The organism is Pseudoalteromonas sp. LC2018020214 (assembly GCF_016598755.1).
Taxonomy (GTDB): Bacteria; Pseudomonadota; Gammaproteobacteria; order Enterobacterales; family Alteromonadaceae; genus Pseudoalteromonas; species Pseudoalteromonas distincta.
Map to the genome: position 1 here is coordinate 537,493 of NZ_CP066804.1, position 25,607 is coordinate 563,099.

Here is a 25,607-nt window from a genome sequence, read left to right on the forward strand (position 1 = left end):
GTTACTTACCAATAGATTAGAAAATAAATAATGAAAAAAAATAAAGTTATACTATCACTTGTCCCTTTTCTTATTTTAACAGGCTGTGCTACAGCACCTCCAGTTCTTCATGCAACACGGGCTTTAATAGACGGGCCAATAAAGTCTGCTGATACGAGCGTAGTACCACAACAACTAAGCGAAGTATTAGAAACTCAGCAACAAGGCTATACAGGGCAATATAATAATATTGAGTTTATATTAGGCCAGCAATATACGTCAGCACTCGGTGAATTATGCACAGTAGTATACCTAAAAAAATCAGAGCAATTAGCCAAACAAGAGCGCAGAGCTGCATGTAAAAATGCTAATCAACAATGGGTAATTACGCCTCAGGTAATTGAAAATAAAAACAACCAAATTAGCTTTGGAGCTTAAGCCTTTTATGAACATGTTAAGCAACACATTTAAAGTATTTTTAATATTAACCTGTTTTGCAGTAAGCTCATTTAGTAATAGCGCTATCGCTGCAGAGCAAATATCTTTAAGCCAGCTTGAAAACGCAGGTACAACCCAAACGCAACTACCTAATGCTTCATTACAAAATGGGACATACAATAAACAAGGGCGTTCAGGAACACTATTACCAGGCGAAATGTCAGCAGCCGAATTGCTGCCTACTTCAGAGTTAGGTTTACCACCACCGTATGGTGCAAACTTATTTGCAGGCGGCTACGAAAGCGAGCGTCAAGACGGCTTAAACGACGATTACACAATAGCCCCCGGCGACAAAGTTTCTATTTGGTTATGGGGAGCAATAAATCAGTCAGAAGTTATTACTGTTGATAACCAAGGAAATTTATTTATAACGAATGTAGGCCCTGTATACGTGGCCGATGTTAAAGCAAGCCAGCTAAACAGCTATGTAAGTAATAAAATAAAAGAAGTGTACAAAAGTAGTGTACAAATATACGTAAACTTACTGACAGCAACACCAGTGAGTATCTACATAAGTGGCAGTATTGTTCGCCCAGGGCAATATGCAGGTATAGCTTCCGACAGTATTTTGTATTACCTAAAGCGTGCCGGCGGAATTGACTCTGAGCGAGGCAGCTATCGCTCTATAAAAGTATTGCGTGACGACAAAGTAATTCAAAATATAGACCTATACGACTTTATTTTAAGTGGCTACCTCCCTAAATTTAACTTTAAAGATAACGACGTAATTTTAGTTGAGCGCCAAAAGGCAACAGTTGTTGTATCAGGAAGTGTAAGAGCACCGTTTAGGTTTGAGTTTAAAGAGAATCAAGCAACGGGTGAACAACTCGCAAAGTTTGCTTTGCCACTTGCTAAAGTAAGCCACGTAGGAATTGTAGGCGATCGTAAAACAGGCCCATTTTCGGTTTACTTACCTTACAATGAGTTTAAAAGCTTTACACTTAAAGACGGCGACCGCCTTATTTTTAACGACGATATACGTGCACAAGTGCTCGATATTCAAGTTGCGGGTAGTTACTTAGGGCCATCGTACTTTGCGGTAAAAAACAACACCCGCTTGCACGACCTACTTGCCAACATACAAATAGATAAAGATCTTGCCGATTATCAATCAATTTATATTCAGCGTAAAAGCGTAGCTAAAAAACAAAAAGAGATGATTGACCAAGCGTTGGACCGATTAGAACGCAGCATATTTACAGCACCTGCATCTTCCGACGGAGAAGCCAAAATAAGAGCCGAAGAAGGCAAAATGATTTTAGAATTTACAGAACGTGCCCGCAAAGCGATTCCGCTTGGCAAGGTTGTAATTTCAGATCAAGGCCAAGTAGCTAATATTCGTTTAGAGCAGGGTGATGTAGTTTACATACCAGCCAAAACAGACCTAATACACATAGGCGGCGAAGTACTTATGCCACAAGCACTAGTGTATAACCCAAATGCAACAATAGATGACTACATAGCATGGGCTGGGGGTTATAGCGAACGCGCTAATTATGAGCAAATAATGGTAATACACCCTAACGGCATGATAGACGTAGACGCCTACGGCAACTTAAAACCAGGGGATCAAATATTAGTATTACCAAAAGTTGACACTAAGTTTTTGCAATCGGTTAAAGATATTACGCAAATAATTTACCAAATTGCTATTGCGGCAAATGTAGCAACTTAATTATGACTACCGTACTTAAACGTAGTAATTGGGCAATATGGCGCGACGTTATATTTGCCCTTTTTGTTCGTGAAATTCGCACCGGCTTTAACGATAGGTTAGGGCTGGCATGGGCTATATTTCAGCCGTTAAGCTTCATTTTTTTGCTGTCTTTTTTACGTGGCAGAATGGATGGTGGTGATACGCATACAATCCCAACATTCGAATTTATGATGTATGGCATGTTGCTAATACAGCTGTTTTTAGAAACACTCACAAACTGTGCCGCTGCTATTAAAAAAAATAAATCGTTATTTGCTTTTAGGCAAGTGCAACCAATAAGTAGTGTTTTAGCATCTGCCTTATTTAGTTTATTAATTAAACTATCGGTTTTTGTATTAATATTTTTGATTATGTACTTTTTAAAAATGGATTTTAAATTAGACGATCCACTATTTATACTACTAAACATAGTTACACTTTGGATGTTTGCCTTATCGCTTGGGCTAATGTTTGCAATAGCCCAGTGCTACGTACCTGAGATAAGTAAAATACAAAGTGTGTTATCTCGGCCAATGTTTTTTATATCGGCAGTGTTTTTTTCTATGCAAGATGTACCTAAAGAGTATTGGCCATACCTCGACTGGAATCCTATTTTACACGCAATAGAGCTAACCCGCCATGCAGCTTATAACACTTACAGCACAGAGGCTGTAAGCGAGTTTTATCTGTTTTTTTCAGCCTTAGTTGCCCTGTTTTTTGCAGCAAGTATTTACCACATCTCGTGGAAACAGGCTATAAGCAGGTAAGTAAATGCAACAAGGAATATAGCGTTGATAAAACTACAAAACGTCACAAAATACTACCCCTCAGCATTGGGGAATCAGTATATTTTTAAAAACTTAAATTTTGAAATTCCATCAGGCCACAATATTGCTATTTTAGGCTCTAATGGTGCGGGTAAGTCTACGTTATTTAGGATGTTGGCTGGCAGTGAGTACCCAAACAAAGGTAAAATTATAACTGATCTTCATTTGTCGTGGCCGGTGGCATTAACTACGGGGATTCACCCACAAATGAGTGGCGCCGAAAACGCCCGTTTTATTGGTACAATTAATGGTGTGGCTGATTTAGACACATATGTACAACGTGTTCGTAAATTTGCAGAGTTAGGCCGTAAGTTCGACCTGCCAGTAAATACATACTCAAGCGGTATGAAGCCGCGTTTAGCATTTGCGTGCTCAATAGGTATAGATTTTGATGTGTATCTTATAGATGAAGTTACCTCAGTGGGCGATGCAAAATTTAGAAATAAAACTCGTCGAGCGCTTACACAAAAGAGTAAAAATGCCAATGTTATAATGGTTAGTCACGAAATGGATGAGTTAAGACATTTTTGCGACAGCGCCATTGTATTACACAAAGGTGAACTCACTTTTTACAACGATTTAGAGCAAGGAATTGCTCATTACCAGGCATTATAATTATGAGTCAACAAGCAGTTAATACAATAGAGCAACGCTTTAGCGAACTACACAAAAAAACGAGCCCAGAGGTTTGGAATAACGCCGATGAGCTTTTTAAACTTTCTCAACAATTAGAGAAAACAGACATTTATCTAGCTCGTAGAGTTATGCAACGTGTGCGCACTTTACAGCCAGATAGACCAAAAATAAAAATACATTTAAAGCGATTAAGCGACGAAGTGGCCTTACATGCAAAGCAAACGCAAACCAGCACTTCTACTGAGCCAAGTACAAAGCAAAGTGAAAATAAAAAAAACAGCGAAGTAAAAAATAATAAATTGGATAACTTTTTCAGTAAATTAAATAATAATTTCAGCTCAAAAAAGTGGGCCCAGCCTTGGGTTTTGTTACTAGCTGTACCGTTTGTGCTATTTGCATTTTACCAGCTAGTTTGGGCTGCACCACGGTTTGAAAGCCGTGCGCAATTAATAATTCAGCAGCCAGATGGCATGGCAACAATGGACCCGTCAATGGCGCTACTGAGCGGTTTGGGTGTAGGCGGTAACTCAACAGCTGATACCGAAATAGCAAAAGCGTATATTCACTCAGAAGACATGCTAAATTACTTACAAACACACAATAACTTAAAAGAACATTACCAAAATGGTGGCGATGTATTTTCACGTTTAAGCAGCGACGCCAGCATAGAAGATTTACTAAAGTTTTATATAGATCACACCACAGTAGAGATTGACGAAGCGTCTGGTGTAATTAAAATTTTAGTACAGGGCTTTACCCCCGAATTTGCCAACACCTTAACGCAAGCAATTGTTAACCGCGCAGAGTGGTATATAAACTCGATAGGCCACCAATTAGCTGACGCGCAGTTACAGTTTATAAGGTTAGAGCATGCAAAAGTTGAGCAGCGCTTACGCGATGCGCAAAAAAACACTCTCGCTTTTCAGCAAAAAAATAACTTACTCGACCCAGAAGCCGAAGGCTTAGCTCTTCAGCAAATAACCTACGGGCTTGAAGGGCAAATAGCGACTAAAAGTGCGCAGCTAAAAGGCTTGCGTTCAACTATGACCGAAAAAGCCCCGCAAGTAGTTATGCTAGCCTCTGAGCTTAGTGCGCTTAAAAAGCAACTAGAACTGGAGAGAGACAGGCTATCTACTCAGCAGGGCACTAACAATAATGTTAAAAACAATGGAACCTCAGTAAGTGAAGTGCTTGCGCAATTTTCTGATTTAAAAATAGAGTTAGAGTTGGCACTGAAAGGCTATACATCATCGGAAGTTTCTTTAGATAAAGCTAGAATAGAAGCTTATAGACAGTTAAAATACTTAGTTGTTGTAGAATCAGCAACATTACCGCAAGACAACAAATACCCAGCCACTTTATATAATATTTTATTATTCGCAGTGTTACAGCTGATGCTGTTTGGTATTGGCAGAATAGTTTTAGCCACAGTAAAAGAGCTGAGATAAATGTATAAAAGTTACACAGCTTAAAAATTATTTAATTAAAATTGATAGATAGGACTCTACATGTATTCATTAAAAGCCCCAGTAAACAAGTCAGCGCGCAAAGGGATCATTTTAGCCGGTGGATCAGGAACACGTTTGTATCCACTTACTAAAGTAGTAAGTAAGCAATTGATGCCGGTATATGACAAACCAATGATATTTTACCCGGTGTCTACCTTAATGATGGCGGGTATTACCGAAATACTAATTATATCGACCCCTCAAGAGCTACCACGTTTTAAAGAACTACTTGGTGATGGTAGTGAATGGGGAATGAGCTTTGAATATAAAGAGCAACCAAGTCCAGATGGGCTAGCACAAGCATTTTTATTAGCTGAAGACTTTTTACAAGGTCAATGCGCTGCGTTAGTACTGGGTGATAACCTGTTTTATGGTCATGATTTATCTATTTCACTTCAAAATGCAACAAGTTGTGAGCAAGGCGCTACTGTGTTTGGTTATCACGTATCAAACCCTAAGTCGTATGGTGTGGTTGAATTTGACGAGAGCGGTAAAGCCATTTCAATAGAAGAAAAGCCAGACAAACCTAAATCAAACTATGCTGTACCAGGGTTATACTTTTTTGATAGCCGTGTGGTCGAATTTGCTAAAAACGTAAAACCATCAGAGCGTGGTGAGCTTGAAATTACCGACGTAATAGAACAATACCTAGCTAAAAAAGAACTAAGCGTTGAAATAATGGGGCGCGGTACTGCTTGGTTAGATACAGGCACACTAGATGATTTACTAGACGCGGCTAACTTTATCCGCGCGATAGAAAAACGCCAAGGCCTAAAAATTAACTGCCCAGAAGAAATAGCTTACCGCATGGGTTACATAAATGCTGAGCAACTTAAAAAGCTAGCTAAGCCACTTAAAAAGTCGGGTTATGGTAAGTATTTGCTATCGCTTTTAGATCAAACTGTATTTTAATAGGCAATAATAATGAAATTTATTGAAACTAGCATCCCCGATGTAAAAATAATAGAGCCTCAAGTGTTTGGTGACGAGCGTGGTTTTTTTATGGAAACCTTTCGTACAGAGCTATTTAACCAGCATTGCGGCGAGCGCACCTTTGTGCAAGAAAACCACAGTAAATCGGCGCACGGTATATTGCGTGGCTTACATTACCAAACACAAAACACTCAAGGTAAGTTAGTACGCGTAACACAAGGTGAGGTGTTTGATGTTGCAGTAGACATGCGTAAAAACTCACCAACATTTGGGCAGTGGGTAGGAGTGTTACTGTCGGCTGAAAATAAACGCCAACTTTGGGTACCAGAAGGTTTTGCACATGGTTTTTATGTAACCACCGAGAGCGCTGAGTTTGTATATAAATGTACTGACGTTTATAACCCAAATGTTGAAGTATCAATAAAATGGGATGACCCAACTCTAAATATTGACTGGCCATTAGTGGAAGGTAAGTTACCACAGCTGTCTGCCAAAGACGAAGCTGGTCTTAGCTTTAATAACGCCCCAACATTTTAAAATTCAATCAATTAAGTAGTCACCATGAAAGTATTAATAACAGGTAAAAATGGCCAATTAGGCTCAGAGTTACAAAAAACCTGCCCAAGCAATGTAGAGCTAATTTGCTTTGGCTCTAAAGAGCTCGATATTAGTAATGTTGAGCAAGTAAACGAGCTATTAATAAGCAATTCACCAGATATAGTTATTAATGCTGCAGCATATACTGCGGTTGATAAAGCGGAAACTGATGTTGACCAAGCTTACGCAGTAAATAAGCAAGGTGCAGCTAATTTAGCAAATGTGTGTAAGCATATTAACGCTAAGCTTATACACATATCGACTGACTTTGTGTTTGATGGCACGAGCACTTTGCCTTATACCGCAAGCGATGCAACAAACCCATTGGGTGTTTATGGTGCGTCTAAACTAGCTGGTGAACAAGCTATTAACGAGGCTTTAGGGTCGCAAGCAATAATAGTGCGTACAGCATGGGTGTACTCAGTTTTTGGTAATAACTTTGTAAAAACGATGCTGCGTTTAATGAGCGAAAAAGAGCAATTAGGTATAGTAGGTGACCAAGTTGGTACACCAACATGGGCCGCTGGTTTGGCTAATATGCTTTGGGCATTAGTTGCTAAAACAAGTGATAATACAATTAATGAGCAGCACAGCAGCGCTAATAATTCGTTAATACTTAATTGGACCGATGCAGGTGTAGCCTCGTGGTACGACTTTGCTGTAGCAATTCAAGAGCTCGCGGTAGAGCAAGGGTTATTAAGTAAAGCGATACCTATTAGTGCAATACCTGCGGCAAGCTACCCAACACCGGCTAAACGCCCGGCATTTAGTGTGCTTAATAAAGCACAAGCAGAAGAGCTGAGCGGTGTAAAAACGGTGCACTGGCGTGCACAGTTAAAAGCAATGCTAACAGAGTTAAAAGCGCAAGCTTAAATTACATATATAGGCGAGCAGCGCCTCTGTGGCGAAATTGTCTTGTGCTAAGGCTCATAAAGTGAATAAGACATTGCTATCACCACAGAGAACACAGAGAAGTGAAAGAGAAGAGCTAATTACTTCTCGGTGCAGCGCGAAGCGCCTCGGTGCCCTCGGTGGTAAAATTGTCTTGGGCTAAAGCTCATAAAGTGATTAAGACATTGTTATCACCACCGAGAACACAGAGGACACCGAGAAGTGAAGGAGAAGATCTTTTTCTCGGTGTAGCGCGAAGCGCCTCTGTGCCCTCGGTGGTAGATTTATTTTTAAGTAAAAAACCAAAGTGATTTTATCACCACAGAGAACACAGAATTCACAGAGAAGTGAAGGAAAAGATCTAATTACTTCTCGGTGTAGCGCGCAGCGCCTCGGTGCCCTCGGTGGTAAAATTGTTTTGTAGGTGAGGTTTTATACCTCGCTCATAAAGAGATTGTTATCACCACAGAGAACACAGAGAAGTGAAGGAGAAGATCTAATTACTCCTCGGTGTAGCGCGCAGCGCCTCGGTGTCCTCGGTGGTAAAATTGTCTTGGGCTAAAGCTCATAAAGTGATTAAGACATTGTTATCACCACAGAGAACACAGAATTCACAGAGAAGTGAAGGAGAAGATCTAATTACTTCTCGGTGTAGCGCGCAGCGCCTCGGTGCCCTCGGTGGTAAAATTGTATTGGGCTAAAGGTTATAAAGTGATTAAGACATTATAATCACCACAGAGAACACAGAGGACACAGAGAAGTGAAGGAGAAGCTCTTTTTCTCGGTGTAGCGCGCAGCGCCTCGGTGCCCTCGGTGGTAAAATTGTTTTGTAGGTGAGGTTTTATACCTCGCTCATAAAGAGATTGTTATCACCACAGAGAACACAGAGAAGTGAAGGAGAAGATCTAATTACTCCTCGGTGTAGCGCGCAGCGCCTCGGTGTCCTCGGTGGTAAAATTGTCTTGGGCTAAAGCTCATAAAGTGATTAAGACATTGTTATCACCACAGAGAACACAGAGGACACAGAGAAGTGAAGGAGAAGATCTTTTTCTCGGTGTAGCGCGAAGCGGCTCTGTGGTAAAATTGTTTTTTAGGTGGGGGTTTATACCTCGCTTTAAAAGTAAGTAAAGTAATTATCAGTATTAAAGAGAGCGCATTAAAGGTAAAAATAAATTACCTTTACGGTTTTACTCTTTTGTAAAATTTGTAGTCTTACGGTTTACAGCTTATGACTCGTCCCGGTGACATAAGACTTAAAGCCAAAATTTGTAAAATGGAATAACAGATGACAGTTAAAAACTTATTAGTAACAGGCGGTGCAGGTTTTATAGGTGCAAACTTTGTGCACTATTGGTTAGCGCAAAACCCACAAGATAAAGTAATAGTGCTAGACGCACTGACCTACGCAGGCAATAAAGCCAATCTAGATAGCGTATCAAACAACCCAAATATGACATTTGTACACGGCGATATTTGCGATACGACCCTAATTGAAAACCTAATCGACAGTCATCAGTTAAATACCATAGTACACTTTGCAGCAGAGTCGCATGTAGACCGCTCAATTACAGGGCCAGACGCCTTTATTGAAACAAATATACTCGGTACATACAGCTTATTAAAAGCAGCTAAAAAGAAGTGGATAGACGAGCCAAAAGCTGCAGGCAATGAGCCATTAGAGCATCGCTTTCATCATGTAAGTACCGACGAAGTATACGGTACTCTTAGCGCAACCGATCCTGCTTTTACCGAAGAAACAGCGTACGCACCAAACTCACCTTATTCTGCGTCAAAAGCAGCGAGCGACCACTTAGTACGTGCGTATCACCATACGTACGGGCTTGAGGTTACAACATCAAACTGTTCAAACAACTATGGGCCGTTCCATTTTCCTGAAAAATTAATACCGCTTATTGTTACAAATATTTTGAACGACAAGCCACTGCCTGTGTATGGCGATGGCCAACAAATTCGTGACTGGTTATACGTAGAAGATCACGCACGTGGTATAGAGCTAGTACTTAAAAAAGGCCGTATAGGCGAAAACTATAACATTGGCGGCAACAACGAATGGGCCAATATCGACATAGTAAAACTAGTATGTAAAGTAATGGGCGAAAAATTTGCAACAAATCCAGAGCTAGCTAAGCGCTTCCCTAATGCAAAATCGGCGATTACTAATAATGTTGAACAGCTAATTACTTATGTAACAGATCGAGCAGGGCATGACCGCCGTTATGCAATTGACGCAACTAAAACAAACAACGAACTAGGTTATGTGCCAGCCGAGAGCTTTGAAACAGGCTTTGCAAAAACACTTGATTGGTATCTTGATAATGAAACGTGGTGGATGGATTTATTACAGTCTGAAAGTACTTTAAGCAGTAAAGGGTTGTAGGTTTAAAATGAGTGATATGGAAATGTTAAATAAAAATACAAGTATTATAGGCTTCGTTGATTATTTCGATGGCAACACAATATTTGGTTGGGCTCATGATCCAGAAAGCAATAAAGCACTTGAAATTAAAGTATTAATTAATGGTGAAGAAGTAAAGACAGCAATTGCAGAGCAATTTAGAGAAGATTTAAAGCAGGTTGGATACAATGATGGTTTGTGCGCATTTGAAATTTCGTTAAAAGAAATTGAGTTTAATTCAAGTATTACTTTAGTAGCTAAATCAGAACCTAAAGAGTTATTTTTTAACTTTACTAATGGAACTGACTTTCCTATCGGTGGTACTGATGTAGCGAAAAGTGAGTTTGATACAGTAAAACATACAGCATATGTTGATAGGTTTAAGCCCGACATCATTGCGGGTTGGGCTATTAATTTAGCAAATAAAGAATCGCCCGTAAAAGTAGTAATTTATTGTGACGGACAGGAAGTCGAAACCATACTTGCTGACCAATATAGGGAAGATTTAGACGCTGCAGGCTATATGAATGGTTTTTGTTCTTTTGAGTTCCCTTTGAATCTATTTGTTAGTGATGGTGAAAGCCACCTAATAAGTGTATATGCAGATATTAATGGTAAGCAGGAGTTTATAGCCGAAAAAAATATGATTTTGGATCTCGCTTTAGCTGAGAATGATAAGCTTCGAGGGAATCTTGATACACCTTTGGAAAGTAAAATAAGAGGGTGGGTAGAAGTAATAGGCAAGGAAAACTTAAAACCTACAGTAGATTTGTTCATTGACAATATTCAAATTGGCTCTTTGCCAGCAAATTTACACAGGAAAGATGTGCAAAATAACCTAAAAAACTCAGGTGATTGTGGATTCGAATTTCCTATTCCACTAATGTTTAAAGATGGAAAAAAGCACTCAGTAATAGCGCAAGTTCAAGGTGTATCAAGCTTTTCATTTCCTAAAAAAGAATATACCTCTAAATTAGTGCTAAGTAAGCCTAAACAAAAAGAAAGCTCAAGTATAAATAGGCACCCTGATTACAAAGGGAATATTGAACAAACATCTTCAAATGGAATCCTCAAAGGCTGGGCTTCCACCTCTAGTGAGGCAGGCAAAAATGGAAGTTTGGTTACTTTATTTGTTGATGGTAAGCGCGTTTCACCTATTACGGCAAAAATTTTTAGAGCTGATTTAGATAAATTAAACATTAATAAAGGTTTTGGAGGGTTTGAGTTTCCTTTACCGCTTTCTTTTATGGATGGAAAGAAAAGGAATTATCAGCTACGAGACGAAACCGGAAAATATTTGATTTCTGAAAGAGAACTTACATTTTCTATAAATAGAGATTTTACCGATTTTGATGGTTATTTAAAGTGGTCGTTTTTTCATCGAGAGGTAAGAGCACCTTTTAGAGAAGAAGATAAGCGTTGTTTTGCTTATATGGACTGGTTAGAAAAGTTTGATAGTAAAAAGTATTTAGAGTTATTTGCTCCTAAGAAGAAAAAGCCTTTAATTTCTATAGTTATGCCAGCTTATAACAGAGAGCTTATTATTGAGACTGCAATAAAGTCTGTTCTGGATCAAAGCTATAGTAATTGGGAGTTAATAGTTGTTGACGATGGCAGCTCTGACAGTACAGTTGAAAAAGTTAATTCGTTTTCTGATAAAAGAATAAAGCTTTATAAAATGAGCTCTAATGGTGGCGTATCTGCAGCTAGAAATAAAGCGCTAACATTATGTAAAGGTAAATACATAGCATACCTTGATAGTGACAATACATGGAAAGAGCATTTTTTAACTATAATGATAGGTAACTTAGAAGAAGCTAAAGCTTACGATAGTGCTTATTGTGCTCAATATTTGTACAAAAAAAATGACACGCCTTACGGAATACGGTTCGGTTTATTTAATAGAACCCTTTTAGAAAATAGAAACTATATAGACATGAATGCATTTGTTCATAGAGCTTCACTATATAAATCTAAAGGTGGCTTTAATCAAGATTTACGTAGGTTGGTTGATTGGGACCTAATACTAAGATATACAGAAGATAAAAAGCCGTTAGCGGTTAAAAATATACTTAGTCATTATTTTTATAATGACGGTGAAGAAACAATAACCGTGTCAGAAAACTATCAAGACGCTTTGGATGGGTTACTAGAGTATCGTTCAAAAAACAAAGTTCAAAAAAATCTTGACTTTGATTCAATAGATTTTATTTCTGATGGTGAAAGTACGTCTGAACCTTTAATTAGTGTAGACGAGCTGACAGTTAAAAAAGAGCAGAAGCTAGGGGCAAGTATAATATTAGTTAGCTACAATATTCCAAAAATACTTGAAGCTTGTGTCGAAAGTATTATTAGCACGACAGATGCGAGTATTACTGAATTAATTATAATTGATAATTGTTCTGAATTCGAAACGGTTACAATGGTTGAAGATTTAGACAAAAAATACAGTAATATAAAAGCGATATATAATAAAAGTAATGACGGCTTTACAGCTGCGGTTAACCAAGGTATAGCAATAGCTAACCCTGATTATAATATTGTTTTAATTAATAATGACGCTATTGCTACACATGGCTGGCTAACCGCAATGGAAGACGTAACAATTAAGCATAGTGATGCTGGCATTGTATCTCCTCAGCAAGTCTTACTGCCTAATACAAAAACAATTAATACACATGTACCTTATGCGGATAGCTCACGTGAGATTGATGTAACAGTATCGGCCCACCATAAAAACTTGGAACTATCACAGTTAGAGAGTGTAAACCCAGAATTTGAGGTTAATTTTATACCCTTCTTCTGTGTTTACATAACTCGTGAAACTTTGGATAAAATTGGTTTGCTTGATGAAAAGCTAGGAAGGCATTATCGTTCTGATAGACTCTATTGCTACAGTACGCTCTATAATGCTAAAAAGAAGATATACTTCACACCAAAATCTAAGTTGTATCACTTACACCAACAGTCGACAGCTCACTTAAAGAAAAAAGATGATAGTGAGTTTGAGGTAATGTTTGTCAAAAATACATGGGAAGATAATAAACTGACCCCTATTTGGGACTTTTAATATATGGATATACAATATATTAGTAGGTAGTGATTAATTTTTAATGATGTAGGATTGGATGAAATGCTTTATCTAATCTAGGCAACAGTAAGCTAGTATGTAAATGTATCGTTAGTATAACTAATGATACAGATATTTGATCAGCTTTATTGTTCATCAAATAACTAAAGGATTATTAAGGTTATGGCTGAAATAAAATCTTCATTTAAATCTTTGTTGAGATTAAGGTTTGAAGGGAAAGATAATAATGTTCCATGGGAATTAGACAATAAAGTCAATGCGAATAACTTTGTTCGTGGTTTAGGTTTTAAAACTCCTCTACTGAACAGCTTTGATAAGGTGGAGAAGGCTGTTGAGTGGGCCGAAGAGGTTTTAGGGACTACTTTTGTCATTAAAGGCGGAGATTTACACTCTTCCAAAGGAGTATACCTTTTAAGAAGATTGGAAGAAGAAAAATATATAGACCTTATGACTAAGGAGATATATGCATCTGAAGATATTGGCAAAAATATACATGGAAGGCAACCCACTTATTGGGTTGCTGAAACTCTTGTAAACTCCTATATCTTGGGTAAAGATATACCCTTAGATTATAAGTTTTACTGTTTTGGAAAGAGAGTTGCTTTAATAATACAAATTGATAGGAATAGTTACCCAGCAAAGGTTTCCGTTTTTGACGGTACATTTACTCCTTTAAAACCCAATGTAGACTACTTTTTAGACGGTAAACGCTGGGTTTACGGAAATCATTTAATTCCTGTGAATTTTTCAGAAATGTTACATATGGCTAGGAAGTTATCCATTGAAGCCCAAACAAAATTTACAAGTATAGATCTTTTCGATTCACTTGAAGGCCCAGTTTTTGGAGAGTTTACTTTCGCCCCAGGAGCTTTGGATTCTGGTATGATTGACTTCAGTGATAGAGTTTTAGAAATTTTGGATTCTTATACATTGAGAGAGAATGTTGATGCATCTATAAGTGGCTTTAATGTCAGGGAGCAAGATTTTTGGCATGACTGTGACACACACCAAAATCCTAACTTAGCACCTCTAGAAATAGCCACAATACCGTATAAAACAGCTTCTCTGATAAATGGTGATAAACGTGTTTTTGATATACATAACTGCACTTCTTCTTTGTTACATGAGCAAATTAAATTCTCAAACTTATTGATTCAAGCAAGTAATGGTGGTGAAGGTGCATACTTTGCAATTTGTAGTATGATAAAAAATGGTAAAGGGTACTTAAACAGAACTGAGGAATATCATGGTTTTAATGAGCTAGCTCTTGAATATTATAGAGCAAATCAGGATAAAGGAGATTGGTATAAAGTTCGATATCAGCAAGTTAAAATTAACTTCTACAACTGCTTTAATGTTGATGAATGTTTAAATGAGATACAGGGAATTGCAGAGGCTAATAATTATGAATATGCTAAAAATGTTATTAAGTTTCACAACAGAAATAAATTATAAATCAAGCGCTTACCTATTACGGTAAATGGTTGTAGCAGCTGTTCTTAACTTAGTCCAGTGCTTTTATATTACGGAAATTATTAATGAATGGGCTTAGTTAATATATTTTAGTTATTTAGTTGCTCTTTTAGCTAAAAAAGAGCTTTAACTAAAGATAATGGCTAAAAATAGGATTGTATTGTGTATAATTTTTCATTGTATGCCTCTAAATATCTCTGTTAATCAACAATACGAATTGTCTATAAAGCTATAATAGTTTATTGAATGAGAGAGGCTGAAAACTATGCAGATAGCTACTGCCAACCGATTTGATTGATGCGTTAATGATGAAAGAAACTGTAGAAGCATGTGGGCGTTCGCTTGATTGTGGCGATAAGCTTGGCTATCTTAAAGCTATTGTTGAATATGCAATGCGTGATGACAAGTTAGGTACAGACTTCAATAAGTTTTTAAGCCAAGTGAAAAGCTAAAATTGATATGTTTAGTAAATTACTTACTAACTATAAGTTGTAGGTACATAGCCTCATTTTAGTTGTTTCTAAGATGAGGATTAATGTTTAGCTAAGAACAAATTAATTGAACGAGTTGTTCATTCGTTTTACTTTATATATCTGGTAAAATCAAATGATTAAAATTATAAACTTTAAGGGAATAAAATGAAAATAGCCGTTGTTGGTACAGGCTATGTAGGCCTTTCTAATGCTATGTTGTTAGCGCAGCACAATGAAGTGGTTGCATTAGATATAGATGACCACAAAATTGCGCTTTTAAACAATAAGCAATCGCCTATTGTTGATACTGAAATTAGTGAGTTTTTAACGCGCAGTGATTTAAATTTTACAGCCACAACTGATAAAGTAGCCGCATACAAAAATGCCGATTTTGTAATTATTGCGACTCCAACCGATTACGATGTTGAAAATAACTACTTTAATACAAACTCTGTAGAGGCTGTAATTAAAGATGCAATAGCGCATAACCCAAATGCAGTTATGGTGATTAAGTCGACTATACCGGTTGGTTTTACGCAAAATATTAAAGAGACGTTGGGTATTAGTAATTTAATATTTTCACCAGAGTTTTTACGTGAAGGTAAAGCGCTACACGATAACCTATACCCATCGCGTATTGTTGTTGGTGAGCAAAGTGAGCGCGCCAGTGTATTTGCTAACTTACTTAAGCAAGGCGCTATCAAAGAAGATATTGAAGTACTTTTTACTGACTCAACTGAAGCCGAAGCTATTAAGTTGTTCTCAAACACTTATTTAGCAATGCGTGTAGCTTACTTTAATGAGCTTGATAGCTACGCTGAAGCACATGGCTTAAACTCTAAGCAAATTATACAGGGTGTTAGTTTAGACCCACGTATTGGTGATCATTACAATAATCCATCGTTTGGATATGGCGGTTACTGCTTACCAAAAGACACTAAGCAGTTACGTGCAAATTATGCAAATGTACCAAACAACATTATTGGTGCGATTGTTGATGCTAATACGACACGTAAAGACTTTATTGCGGACTCAATAATTAAGCGTAGCCCAAAAGTGGTTGGCGTGTATCGTTTAGTAATGAAAACAGGGTCTGATAACTTCAGAGCTTCTGCTATACAAGGTATTATGAAGCGCATTAAAGCTAAAGGTATTGAGGTAGTAGTTTACGAACCAGTACTTGAAGAAAGCGAATTTTACCACTCTCGCGTAATTAAAGACTTAAATGAGTTTAAGCAAATATCTGACGTTGTTGTGTCTAACCGTATGGTTGAAGAGCTAAGCGATATTGCAGACAAAGTTTATACACGAGACTTGTTTGGTAGTGATTAAAGTTATCTGTTTTATTTGAGTTAGTGTAATAAAAAGCGGGGCTAGTAATGTTTAATTTTAGTGCGAGCATCCTCAACAATTTAAACCAAAATACTCAGCACCAGTTTTGTATGAGTTATGCAATGCAGGTGTTTAGCAGTAACGCTATTTACAGCTTTATTCCTAAGAATGGCTGTTCTACGCTGCGTTTATCAGTAGCAATCGCTAATGGTTGTATAAGTGGGGTTGAGCAAGGTCATTGGATACACGCCAATAACCAAACATTTAAGCCTACGTTAAAAGATGCGGCGACGGCAAACTACAAGTTTGTTGTATTACGCTGCCCATTTAGGCGGTTAGCGAGTGTGTTTTTAGATAAGTTTGTGGCCAAAGAGCCAGAGGCTTGGCAGTATCGCGATTTACTAAAACGCGAGGTTAACCTTGACGATTTGACGTTTGAGCAATTTGTTAAATCGCTTGCTGTACCGCCTATGAAAGGTGCTAATATACATTGGAAACCACAAAATTTATTTTTGTTATATAAAGAGTACGATGATTATTTTGCACTAGAGCATTTTGATAAGGCCACAACGACTCTTAAAGAAAAGATTGATTTTGATGTTGTTGATGCACGCAGTTTAACGGGCCATGGTACGGACAAATTTGAAATGTTAAATGATGATAATTTTAGCCGAACATCAGCCTTTGATATTGCAGTTTTAAAACGTGCTGGAAAGTGCCCAAGCCATAAAGCACTGTATACCGAAGAGCTAATACAGTTAGTTAAAAAACTTTATGCTGATGATATTGCGCTCTATAGCAAATATTGTGATGAAAACGACCTTTTGTTTAGCTAATTCAAATTTCTTACCTGCTTTAATTAAAGTGTTTTATTAATTTAATAAAGCACTTTATGCAACTCTTAAACTTTCCTCTTATTAATTTATTTAAGTAATTAAAAAATGAAAAAAACTCTGATTACGACCTCACTTAGGTTAATACCAAAAACGTTTCAAAATAAAGCTTTATGCAAGGCGTTAAATTACTTATTTGAGCACCACGATTTAAGCGATTTAAATAATAAGGTAGTTAAGCTAAATGTAAGTGATTTAAAAAAGAGCTGGCTTTTAACTTACACTGAGCAAGGCTTTACAGGAACAGCTCAGCGCAAAGCAGATGTTGAGCTTAAAACGAAGTTTGCCATAGTTATTAAAGTTCATAATAAAGTTGATATTGTAGGTGCTTTAAATAATGGTGATATAAAGCTTATTGGTGAGCCTGCACTGGTTGAGACAATAGCCAATAACTTACATGCACTTGATGAAAAGCGATTAAAGAGTTTATCGAATCATTTATTTTCGTTTTTAAACTTAAAATCTAAACAGCCTGTAGAGCCTGCGCCTTTAGATATCAACAATATTACTATAGATGACTTGGCTATCCCTTCGAACATTGATTTTATTCGCGATGAAGCTATAAAGCTTGAGAATACAGACTTAGAAAAAGCATTAAGCTTAATGCTACTCGCCCAACAAGCCCGCCCTCATGGTAAGGTAATTAATAATAAAGTGAAGACCTACCAAGCCAAGCTAGCCACCACCAACTAATAACATATTTGTTTTTTACCCTATAAACAAGAAAATAAGAGATTATTATCACCACAGAGAACACAGAGAAGTGAAGGAGAAGATCTAATAACTCCTCGGTGTAGCGCGCAGCGCCTCTGTGCCCTCGGTGGTAGAATTGTCTTGGGCTAAAGTTCTTAAAGTGATTAATACATTGTTATCACCACCGAGAACACAGAGTGCACAGAGAAGTAAAAGAGAAGAGCTAATAACTCCTCGGTGTAGCGCGCAGCGCCTCTGTGTCCTCGGTGGTAGATTTTTTCAAAAGTGATTAAGACATTGTTATCACCACAGAGACCACAGAGCTCACCGATAAGTGAAGGAGAAGAGCTAATAACTCCTCGGTGTAGCGCGAAGCGCCTCTGTGCCCTCGGTGGTAGATTTGTCTTGGGCTAAAAGTTCTTAAAGTAATTAAGACATTGTTATCACCACAGAGAACACCGAGTGCACAGAGAAGTAAAAGAGAAGCTCTAATAACTTCTCGGTGTAGTGCGCAGCGCCTCTGTGCCCTCGGTGGTAGATTGTTTTTGGCTAAAGTTCATAAAGTAATTAAAACATTGTTATCACCACAGAGAACACCGAGTGCACAGAGAAGTAAAAGAGAAGCTCCAATTACTCCTCGATGTAGCGCGCAGCGCCTCTGAGCCCTCGGTGGTAGATTTGTCTTGGGCTAAAAGCTCTTAAAGTAATTAAGACATTGTTATCACCACAGAGAACACAGAGCTCACCGAGAAGAAAAAGAGAGGCTCTAATTACTCCTCGGTGTAGCGCTTAGATGGTAACAATACTTTAAATTACTACAAAGGCAATACAAGGGTAGTGGAACAAAGTATAAGCATCGGTTTGCACCAGATTAACAGGTGCATAAACCATCTCTACTAAATCTTATATAATTATTTGAAGAGCTAGTAGCAGCTTTGGATTAATTTACCAAAGGGTCCAAAATGTTTTTAGGTAAATTACTAATACTGAAACGCTCCCAATTATTAGCGACTTTACGATTAGATAAAACTTTACCAGAAGGCTCTGCACACAAGTAACATTCTTCAGTTTTTATTAGGTAGTAGCCGTCATTAGTCTTAATTAATTCGGAAAGACTTTTAAAGTTATTATTAGCACTTTTTGTAAGACCTTTTTTTGATAAAAATAAAGGAACTAGATCAGTCTTGTTTTTTATAGTAAAAAACGAAACTTGGTTTGAAGCGGATATATTCAATGCAACTAATGAGAGGTTGTCGGTATGGGCTTTGGATTCACTAGCCGTAATACATTTATTTTTAATATGATCAAAATATAATCCTTTCCCAGCTTTACTTTTTATTTGCTTACATTTTTCTTCTTTTAAATTATTTTTTAGTGATAACTCCATAAAACCTAGAGTGTATTCATTGACTTTATTAATAATAAATGAGTCTTTAGGGCTTAGCTCTAATGCAATTTTCATCAGGTTTAGTGCCTTTTCGACACTTATTTTTTCTAAAGCTAAAGCTGAATCTCTAATTGTATTAATATTCTTTTCTGATTGCTTTTTTATGGGTTTTACTTGTGGTGAAGTGACCAGTTTTTCAAGTTTTTCTCGGCTTTTTAGTAGTGTTTTATTTTGCGGCTTCTTTTCTAAAAGTTTGGTGTAGTAATAGCTAGTTGTTCTGAGCAATTTACCTTTTTTTCTTAGGTTTGTTATATCTACTTCTTGTTTATTTATGAAGCCATTTAACATTTCTTTAATTAGATCGGAATGCTGTGCTAAAAAATAATATCCTTGGCTATGCCCGTATCCATACATTTTTATATGTTTTAAATTAGGGAATCTATTTGCATGTTTTACGTCAATTGGATTGAGGGGGTCATATATTACAAAACCCTTGCACTCCCCCATATTTACGTCTCCGTAAGGGCCTGACCAATCTAGGTGCTGTGAAGCTTTAGTTGTAGCTTGGTTGTCCCATGGAACTAGCGCTATATTTTTTGTACTGACAGGATGAAATAAAATTGCATGATCTAATTTTAGCGCGTTAGCATAAGCCCCAATTCCAAATCCTCCCTTACTATTTGCGTACCCTAATCGTATTTTAAATGGCTTTAATGCAACCCCTAACTTTTCTATAAATGCTGAAAATTCTGGATGCATAAAATAGTTATTTTTATGGGCACCTAGTACACCAAAACATAAAATATTTATATCGTATCGACATAAAAAGTTAAAATTAAAAGGGGCGATGTTCGGATTGTTATTGATTTTTTCTCTGTTAGGGGGAAAGGTGATTACAATTGGCTTATTTAAGTCTTTTATTTTGTATCTGTAATACATGTCTGCGACAGTATCTTGGCCATTTTGTACTGTACTTAAATCAGCATTTTTTAGCACTTCCAATATTTTCACGGTATCTCCCTTTACGTTCAATTATATTTTTTATGTATGAACAGAAGTACTACAGACTCCTTTTTCATAAAGCTTTTTTATGGGCGTATTCTATATGTATCATCATGATGACGTAAAGATTTTATAACTCCTCGGTGTAGCGCGAAGCGCCTCTGTGCCCTCGATGGTAGATTTATTTTTTTAAGTAAAAAACTAAAGTGATTTTATCACCACAGAGAACACCGAGAACGCAGAGAAGTGAAAGAGAAGAGCCAATAACTCCTCGGTGTAGCGCGCAGCGCCTCTGTGCCTTCGGTGGTAGATTTGTTTTTATAAAGTGATTAAGACATTGTTATCACCACAGAGAACACAGAGTGCAAATAGAAGTGAAGGAGAAGCTCTAATTACTCCTCGGTGTAGTGCGCAGCGCCTCTGTGCCCTCGATGGTAGATTTATTTTTTTAAGTAAAAAACTAAAGTGATTTTATCACCACAGAGAACACAGAGAACACAGAGTGCACAGAGAAGTGAAAGAGAAGAGCCAATAACTCCTCGGTGTAGCGCGCAGCGCCTCTGTGCCCTCGGTGGTAGATTTATTTTTAAGTAAAAAACTAAAGTGATTTTATCACCACAGAGAACACAGAGTGCACAGAGAAGTGAAAGAGAAGAGCCAATAACTCCTCGGTGTAGCGCGCAGCGCCTCTGTGCCCTCGGTGGTAGATTTGTTTTTATAAAGTGATTAAGACATTGTTATCACCACAGAGAACACAGAGTGCAAAGAGAAGTGAAGGAGAAGCTCTAATTACTCCTCGGTGTAGTGCGCAGCGCCTCTGTGCCCTCGATGGTAGATTTATTTTTATAAAGTGATTAAGACATTGTTATCACCACAGAGAACACAGAGTGCACAGAGAAGTGAAGGAGAAGAGCTAATAACTCCTCGGTGTAGCGCGCAGCGCCTCTGTGTCCTCGGTGGTAAAATTGTCTTGGGCTAAAAGTTCTTAAAGTAATTAAGACATTGTTATCACCACAGAGAACACAGAGCTCACCGAGAGTGAAAGAGAAGATCCAATTACTCGTCGGTGTAACTGTTAGAGCTAGCTTTTTTACTAAGTTAGATTTTAAAACCTCGTAACAGTAAAAATTGCTAAAAACAAATAGTTAATCTATATCTTCTGAATTAATACAAATAGCTTCAATACTAAATTAAAAGGTAGTTATGGAAGACTTATTAACTAAAAAAGTAATTGGTTGCGCAATAGAAGTGCATCGAGCACTGGGGCCTGGGCTCCTAGAGTCTACCTATGAACGCTGTTTTATGTATGAGCTTCACGATGCAGGCTTACTAGTTAAAAACCAAGTGCTTCTTCCAATAAATTATAAAGGTAGAGCAATAGATGCTGCTTACCGGCTAGATATTTTAATACCAGGTGAATTAATCATAGAATTGAAGGCTGTTGATAAACTACTACCAATCCACTCCGCTCAACTAATTACATATTTAAAGTTGTCTGGTATTAAAACCGGGCTATTAATAAACTTCAATCAAGTTAAATTGTTAGATGGCATTAAACGAATTAGCGTATAGCATCATTTAATAACTCCTCGGTGTAGCGCCCAGCGCCTCTGTGCCCTCGGTGGTAGATTTGTTTTTATAAAGTGATTAAGACATTGTTATCACCACAGAGAACACAGAGTGCACAGAGAAGTGAAGGAGAAGAGCCAATAACTCCTCGGTGGTAAATTGTTTTTGGCTAAAGCTCATAAAGTAATTATCACCACAGAGAACACCGAGAACACAGAGAAGTGAAGGTGAAGATCAAATAACTCCTCGGTGTAGCGCGAAGCGCCTCGGTGGTTGTAATTGGCCATAAAACAAAATTAGATAGTCATAAAGGCTTTAGATTGGTTAAAATTAGCAAAATAAGTTTAATTTTTACAAAAGGATTTGTATGTATAAATATACTATTTCTATTTTATGCTTTTTACTGAGCGTGCCTTTTTTCCTACATGCGAATGAGAACCAGCAGTGTAATATTTATTTTAATGCTATCACCGAGGCTAATATTTCAGATGCAGAAAGAGCCAATATGCTGCATGTTTATATGGAAGCTTGTGGGGAAGACCGCTTTTTTGACAGCCAATACATTCTAAACAATACCCAATCCTCTTCTCTAATTAATAAAGCCGCTACAAATAGTTTACGTGGAGACGTGCCAATAGCATTGAGAAGCTTTGTTGCCTCTCAGAACATTAACAATAGCAATGTAGATACCACACCACCTAAACTAGTGGGACTCAAAATGAGTTCGCATAGTATTGATGTTTCAAATGGCCAGCAAACTATTACAGTTGACGTATCGCTTTACGATGAAAGTGGAATAAATGATGCGCGTTTTTGGTTTAGATACCCAGAGCTAAGTTTATACAAACAACCAGAAGAAAGCGTTGACTGGGTATATAACGAAATTACTAATATCTATGATGCGACATTCACGTATATTTTTGATGAAACCAGCGTAGGCGGGAGCTGGGAGCTTTCGAGTGTGCTTAGTATTTCGGATAGTATTGGTAATAGGGTTGATATTAATACAGCTGACATTACTGAATTAGGCTTTAATCCTATTTTAGAGGTAGTTAATAGTAATTATGTAGATACTACTGCGCCTCAACTTGTGTCGCTTAATATGAGTGAAAATACAGTTAATGTTACGGATGGTCAGCAAACGATTACCGTAGATGTATCGTTACAAGACGAAAGTGGGATTGGTAGTGCGCGTTTTTGGTTTAGATACCCAGAGCTAAGTTTATACAAACAACCAGAAGAAAGCGTTGACTGGGTATATAACGAAATTACTAATACCTATGATGCGACATTTACGTATATTTTTGATGAAACCAGCGTAGGCGGGAGCTGGGAGCTTTCGAGTGTGCTTAGTATTACGGATAGTATTGGTAATAGGGTTGATATTAATACAGCTGACATTACTGAATTAGGCTTTGATCCTATTTTAGAGGTAGTTAATAGTAATTATGTAGATACTACTGCGCCTCAACTTGTGTTGCTTAATATGAGTGAAAATACGGTTAATGTTACGGATGGTCAGCAAACGATTACCGTAGATGTATCGTTACAAGACGAAAGTGGGATTAGTAGTGCGCGTTTTTGGTTTAGATACCCAGAGCTAAGTTTATACAAACAACCAGAAGAAAGCGTTGACTGGGTATATAACGAAATTACTAATACCTATGATGCGACATTTACGTATATTTTTGATGAAACCAGCGTAGGCGGGAGCTGGGAGCTTTCGAGTGTGCTTAGTATTACGGATAGTATTGGTAATAGGGTTGATATTGATACAAACGATATTATTGAACAACGCTTAAACCCATATATTTCAATAAATAACCAAGCCACTTTAATTGATTCAAAAGTGGAGGCAATAACTGATTTTAAATCGTTAACTTTAGATAGCCAGGTAAGTGAGTTTGCATTAACGATTGATGACTCTATCCCCTACGACTTATGGGTAATTGCTAGTGATAACACCACACTAACTAATATTGAGTTTTCTGGCGCTGAGGGATTATCAAATAGATGTGCTATTAATTCAGGGAAAATAAAATGTTCGTTTAGTGCTTTTGGGGTTTATGAATATTTAAATGCAAAAGTAATAAGTCGCGGTTCTGATATTGGTTTGAGTGTGTTTTTAGTGCCAAGCGATTCAAGTGTTGAACAGGATTGGGAGTCAAACTTTGTGTTATTTCCTGCTGCAGATATTGATGGGGATGGCGTAAATAATGAATCAGACGTAGATGACGACAATGATGGTGTACCTGATATTCAAGATGCCTTTCCATATGATATTACGGAAACATTAGATACTGATCTAGACGGAATAGGGAATAATAAAGATTTAGATGATGATAACGATGGCATTTCAGACAAGGATGAAATTAAGTTTGGTTTAAATCCACTCGAGCCAAATGATGCTAATAATGCGCCTTCTCATATGTTGTTATTTATAGATATTAATGACGACGGAGTTAAAGATTGGCTTAAATACTCCCTTGTTGAAGGTGTTGCGAATATATACATTATTGATGGCCGCGACTTCTCAGCCTTTAGCTTTTTTAACATTAGTAGCGAGTTAGAAAACTTAAGTATAGAACTGCTTGGCGATAGAAATAACGACGGTATAAAAGAAATAGGCTTATTTGGCTTTAATAACGCAGTAGGGCGCTATCAGTTAGCGGTTTATAACGGTTACACAGGGCAAAGCATGGGCACATGGAACTGGCCTGAAACGTTAAAAGATGTAGAGTTTAAACTACTTGATGATTTAACTTTAGATGGCGTGCAAGAGTACGCGATAACGGGTATTCATTTAACTAACGGCACTAAACAGCTGTTTGTAAAAGACGGTGTGAGTAAACAAACCTATAAAACGTTTAAATGGACAAACCAATGGTTAAACGCGCAAATAGTACAAATGAGCGATATGACCAACGATGGCGTACCAGAAGTCGCGCTATATGGTCGTCATGAGCGTTTAGATAAAGGTCAACTGTTTGTGTTTGATGGCGCAAATAGCAACAACAAACTAGACGTGTATAACTGGAACAAACTGTGGAATGACATAAGCCTGCATAAAATGGACGACTTAGATGGCGATGGCACCACAGACTGGGGTCAGTTTGGTCAACGTAAGGATGACGGCCGTTACCAATGGGTAGTTAAAAAAGGCCACGATAAACAAGGCGTAATACGCACGTTTAGTTGGCCGAATGACTTAAGCGACGTTAAACCCCTATTACTTGCAGATACAACAGGGGATAACGTAAGCGAAGTTGCTTTATATGGTAAAAATAGCAGTGGAAAAGTATTTTTACGTGTAAACGATGGACGCTTAGCCAATACCCGTATTGCGAACTTTAGCTGGCCAGCGACTTGGACAGAAGAGCAAGTAATGGAGCTGGGTGACTTAAACAGCGATGGTATAAATGAAGTTGCTTTATTGGGTGTAAATATTAACTCAGGCAAATACCAGCTAGTAATAAAAGATGGACGTGCAACCACAGAATATGGACGTTTAACACTAGAGGGTAACTTCGCTGATTTAACCATAAGCTCATACGATGCAAACAGCGATGGGCAGGCTGACGTTATAGTAAATAGTGTTAATGCTGGAACATTAAGCCGCATCAGTGTTATTTATAGTGGCGAGGGTTTAGGATTGCTAAGCACAACCATTCACTAAGCTGATATTTAAATAGGTAAAAACAGAAGCCACGGTG

17 protein-coding genes and 1 pseudogene are annotated in these 25,607 nt (G+C 37.6%); 17 read left to right on the forward strand and 1 reads right to left on the reverse strand.

The genetic code is table 11. From position 1 onward, the window contains the following. Window positions 1–30: 30 nt before the first annotated feature. From JG479_RS02350 to JG479_RS02420, 15 genes and pseudogenes are all read left to right on the forward strand, one after another. Window positions 31–417, forward strand: a complete 387-nt coding sequence (locus tag JG479_RS02350; RefSeq protein ID WP_200219858.1) for a hypothetical protein — start codon at window positions 31–33, stop codon at window positions 415–417. Between the two features lie 7 nt (window positions 418–424). After that, window positions 425–2,152, forward strand: coding sequence for a polysaccharide biosynthesis/export family protein (locus JG479_RS02355; RefSeq protein WP_200219859.1), 1,728 nt, complete (start codon window positions 425–427; stop codon window positions 2,150–2,152). Between the two features lie 2 nt (window positions 2,153–2,154). Beyond that, a complete protein-coding gene (locus JG479_RS02360) occupies window positions 2,155–2,940 on the forward strand; it encodes an ABC transporter permease (protein WP_200219860.1) in 786 nt (261 codons plus the stop codon). A gap of 24 nt (window positions 2,941–2,964) precedes the next feature. Continuing rightward, window positions 2,965–3,615, forward strand: coding sequence for an ABC transporter ATP-binding protein (locus JG479_RS02365; protein WP_039485636.1), 651 nt, complete (start codon window positions 2,965–2,967; stop codon window positions 3,613–3,615). Between the two features lie 2 nt (window positions 3,616–3,617). Continuing rightward, window positions 3,618–5,084 (forward strand): lipopolysaccharide biosynthesis protein, encoded by a 1,467-nt coding sequence (locus JG479_RS02370; RefSeq protein ID WP_200219861.1) that lies wholly within the window; start codon window positions 3,618–3,620, stop codon window positions 5,082–5,084. Window positions 5,085–5,144: 60 nt separating this feature from the next. Beyond that, entirely contained in the window at window positions 5,145–6,056 is a 912-nt protein-coding gene (gene rfbA, locus JG479_RS02375) for a glucose-1-phosphate thymidylyltransferase RfbA (RefSeq protein ID WP_200219862.1), read from the forward strand. 12 nt (window positions 6,057–6,068) lie between these two features. Further along, on the forward strand, window positions 6,069–6,614 hold the full coding sequence (gene rfbC, locus JG479_RS02380; RefSeq protein WP_200219863.1) for a dTDP-4-dehydrorhamnose 3,5-epimerase: 546 nt from the start codon (window positions 6,069–6,071) through the stop codon (window positions 6,612–6,614). Window positions 6,615–6,638: 24 nt separating this feature from the next. Next, the gene (gene rfbD, locus JG479_RS02385) at window positions 6,639–7,547 is read left to right on the forward strand and encodes a dTDP-4-dehydrorhamnose reductase (RefSeq protein ID WP_200219864.1); all 909 of its coding nucleotides are present in this window, start codon (window positions 6,639–6,641) and stop codon (window positions 7,545–7,547) included. A 1,303-nt stretch (window positions 7,548–8,850) separates the two neighbouring features. Next, a complete protein-coding gene (gene rfbB / locus JG479_RS02390) occupies window positions 8,851–9,963 on the forward strand; it encodes a dTDP-glucose 4,6-dehydratase (protein WP_200219865.1) in 1,113 nt (370 codons plus the stop codon). 7 nt (window positions 9,964–9,970) lie between these two features. Further along, entirely contained in the window at window positions 9,971–13,051 is a 3,081-nt protein-coding gene (locus JG479_RS02395) for a glycosyltransferase (RefSeq protein ID WP_200219866.1), read from the forward strand. 183 nt (window positions 13,052–13,234) lie between these two features. After that, a complete protein-coding gene (locus JG479_RS02400; protein ID WP_200219867.1) occupies window positions 13,235–14,527 on the forward strand; it encodes an ATP-grasp fold amidoligase family protein in 1,293 nt (430 codons plus the stop codon). Between the two features lie 302 nt (window positions 14,528–14,829). Next, window positions 14,830–14,997: pseudogene (locus JG479_RS02405) on the forward strand (UTP--glucose-1-phosphate uridylyltransferase); the annotation flags it as partial. 186 nt (window positions 14,998–15,183) lie between these two features. After that, complete coding sequence (locus JG479_RS02410; protein WP_039485550.1) at window positions 15,184–16,350, forward strand: nucleotide sugar dehydrogenase; 1,167 nt, start codon at window positions 15,184–15,186, stop codon at window positions 16,348–16,350. Between the two features lie 47 nt (window positions 16,351–16,397). Further along, window positions 16,398–17,186, forward strand: coding sequence for a sulfotransferase family 2 domain-containing protein (locus JG479_RS02415; RefSeq protein ID WP_200219868.1), 789 nt, complete (start codon window positions 16,398–16,400; stop codon window positions 17,184–17,186). Window positions 17,187–17,291: 105 nt separating this feature from the next. After that, the gene (locus JG479_RS02420) at window positions 17,292–17,936 is read left to right on the forward strand and encodes an SCP2 sterol-binding domain-containing protein (RefSeq protein WP_200219869.1); all 645 of its coding nucleotides are present in this window, start codon (window positions 17,292–17,294) and stop codon (window positions 17,934–17,936) included. A gap of 940 nt (window positions 17,937–18,876) precedes the next feature. On the opposite strand, the gene JG479_RS02425 is transcribed toward JG479_RS02420, so the two are convergent. After that, window positions 18,877–20,334 (reverse strand): hypothetical protein, encoded by a 1,458-nt coding sequence (locus tag JG479_RS02425; RefSeq protein ID WP_200219870.1) that lies wholly within the window; start codon window positions 20,332–20,334, stop codon window positions 18,877–18,879. A gap of 1,194 nt (window positions 20,335–21,528) precedes the next feature. Between JG479_RS02425 and JG479_RS02430 the strand changes: the two genes are divergently transcribed. Together JG479_RS02430 and JG479_RS02435 are read left to right on the forward strand one after the other, a co-directional pair. Further along, window positions 21,529–21,897: a GxxExxY protein gene (locus JG479_RS02430; protein WP_200219871.1), complete on the forward strand. Its 369-nt coding sequence runs from the start codon at window positions 21,529–21,531 to the stop codon at window positions 21,895–21,897. A 364-nt stretch (window positions 21,898–22,261) separates the two neighbouring features. Next, window positions 22,262–25,570: a thrombospondin type 3 repeat-containing protein gene (locus JG479_RS02435; RefSeq protein ID WP_200219872.1), complete on the forward strand. Its 3,309-nt coding sequence runs from the start codon at window positions 22,262–22,264 to the stop codon at window positions 25,568–25,570. Window positions 25,571–25,607 lie beyond the last annotated feature (37 nt).

Bases quoted from the DNA above. Each gene is read 5' to 3' on its own strand.
- rfbD (WP_200219864.1), top strand. From the start codon at position 6,639: ATGAAAGTATTAATAACAGGTAAAAATGGCCAATTAGGCTCAGAGTTA.
- JG479_RS02360 (WP_200219860.1), top strand. From the start codon at position 2,155: ATGACTACCGTACTTAAACGTAGTAATTGGGCAATATGGCGCGACGTT.
- rfbA (WP_200219862.1), top strand. From the start codon at position 5,145: ATGTATTCATTAAAAGCCCCAGTAAACAAGTCAGCGCGCAAAGGGATC.
- JG479_RS02410 (WP_039485550.1), top strand. From the start codon at position 15,184: ATGAAAATAGCCGTTGTTGGTACAGGCTATGTAGGCCTTTCTAATGCT.
- JG479_RS02355 (WP_200219859.1), top strand. From the start codon at position 425: ATGAACATGTTAAGCAACACATTTAAAGTATTTTTAATATTAACCTGT.
- JG479_RS02430 (WP_200219871.1), top strand. From the start codon at position 21,529: ATGGAAGACTTATTAACTAAAAAAGTAATTGGTTGCGCAATAGAAGTG.
- JG479_RS02435 (WP_200219872.1), top strand. From the start codon at position 22,262: ATGTATAAATATACTATTTCTATTTTATGCTTTTTACTGAGCGTGCCT.
- rfbB (WP_200219865.1), top strand. From the start codon at position 8,851: ATGACAGTTAAAAACTTATTAGTAACAGGCGGTGCAGGTTTTATAGGT.
- JG479_RS02400 (WP_200219867.1), top strand. From the start codon at position 13,235: ATGGCTGAAATAAAATCTTCATTTAAATCTTTGTTGAGATTAAGGTTT.
- JG479_RS02370 (WP_200219861.1), top strand. From the start codon at position 3,618: ATGAGTCAACAAGCAGTTAATACAATAGAGCAACGCTTTAGCGAACTA.
- JG479_RS02395 (WP_200219866.1), top strand. From the start codon at position 9,971: ATGAGTGATATGGAAATGTTAAATAAAAATACAAGTATTATAGGCTTC.
- rfbC (WP_200219863.1), top strand. From the start codon at position 6,069: ATGAAATTTATTGAAACTAGCATCCCCGATGTAAAAATAATAGAGCCT.
- JG479_RS02420 (WP_200219869.1), top strand. From the start codon at position 17,292: ATGAAAAAAACTCTGATTACGACCTCACTTAGGTTAATACCAAAAACG.
- JG479_RS02350 (WP_200219858.1), top strand. From the start codon at position 31: ATGAAAAAAAATAAAGTTATACTATCACTTGTCCCTTTTCTTATTTTA.
- JG479_RS02415 (WP_200219868.1), top strand. From the start codon at position 16,398: ATGTTTAATTTTAGTGCGAGCATCCTCAACAATTTAAACCAAAATACT.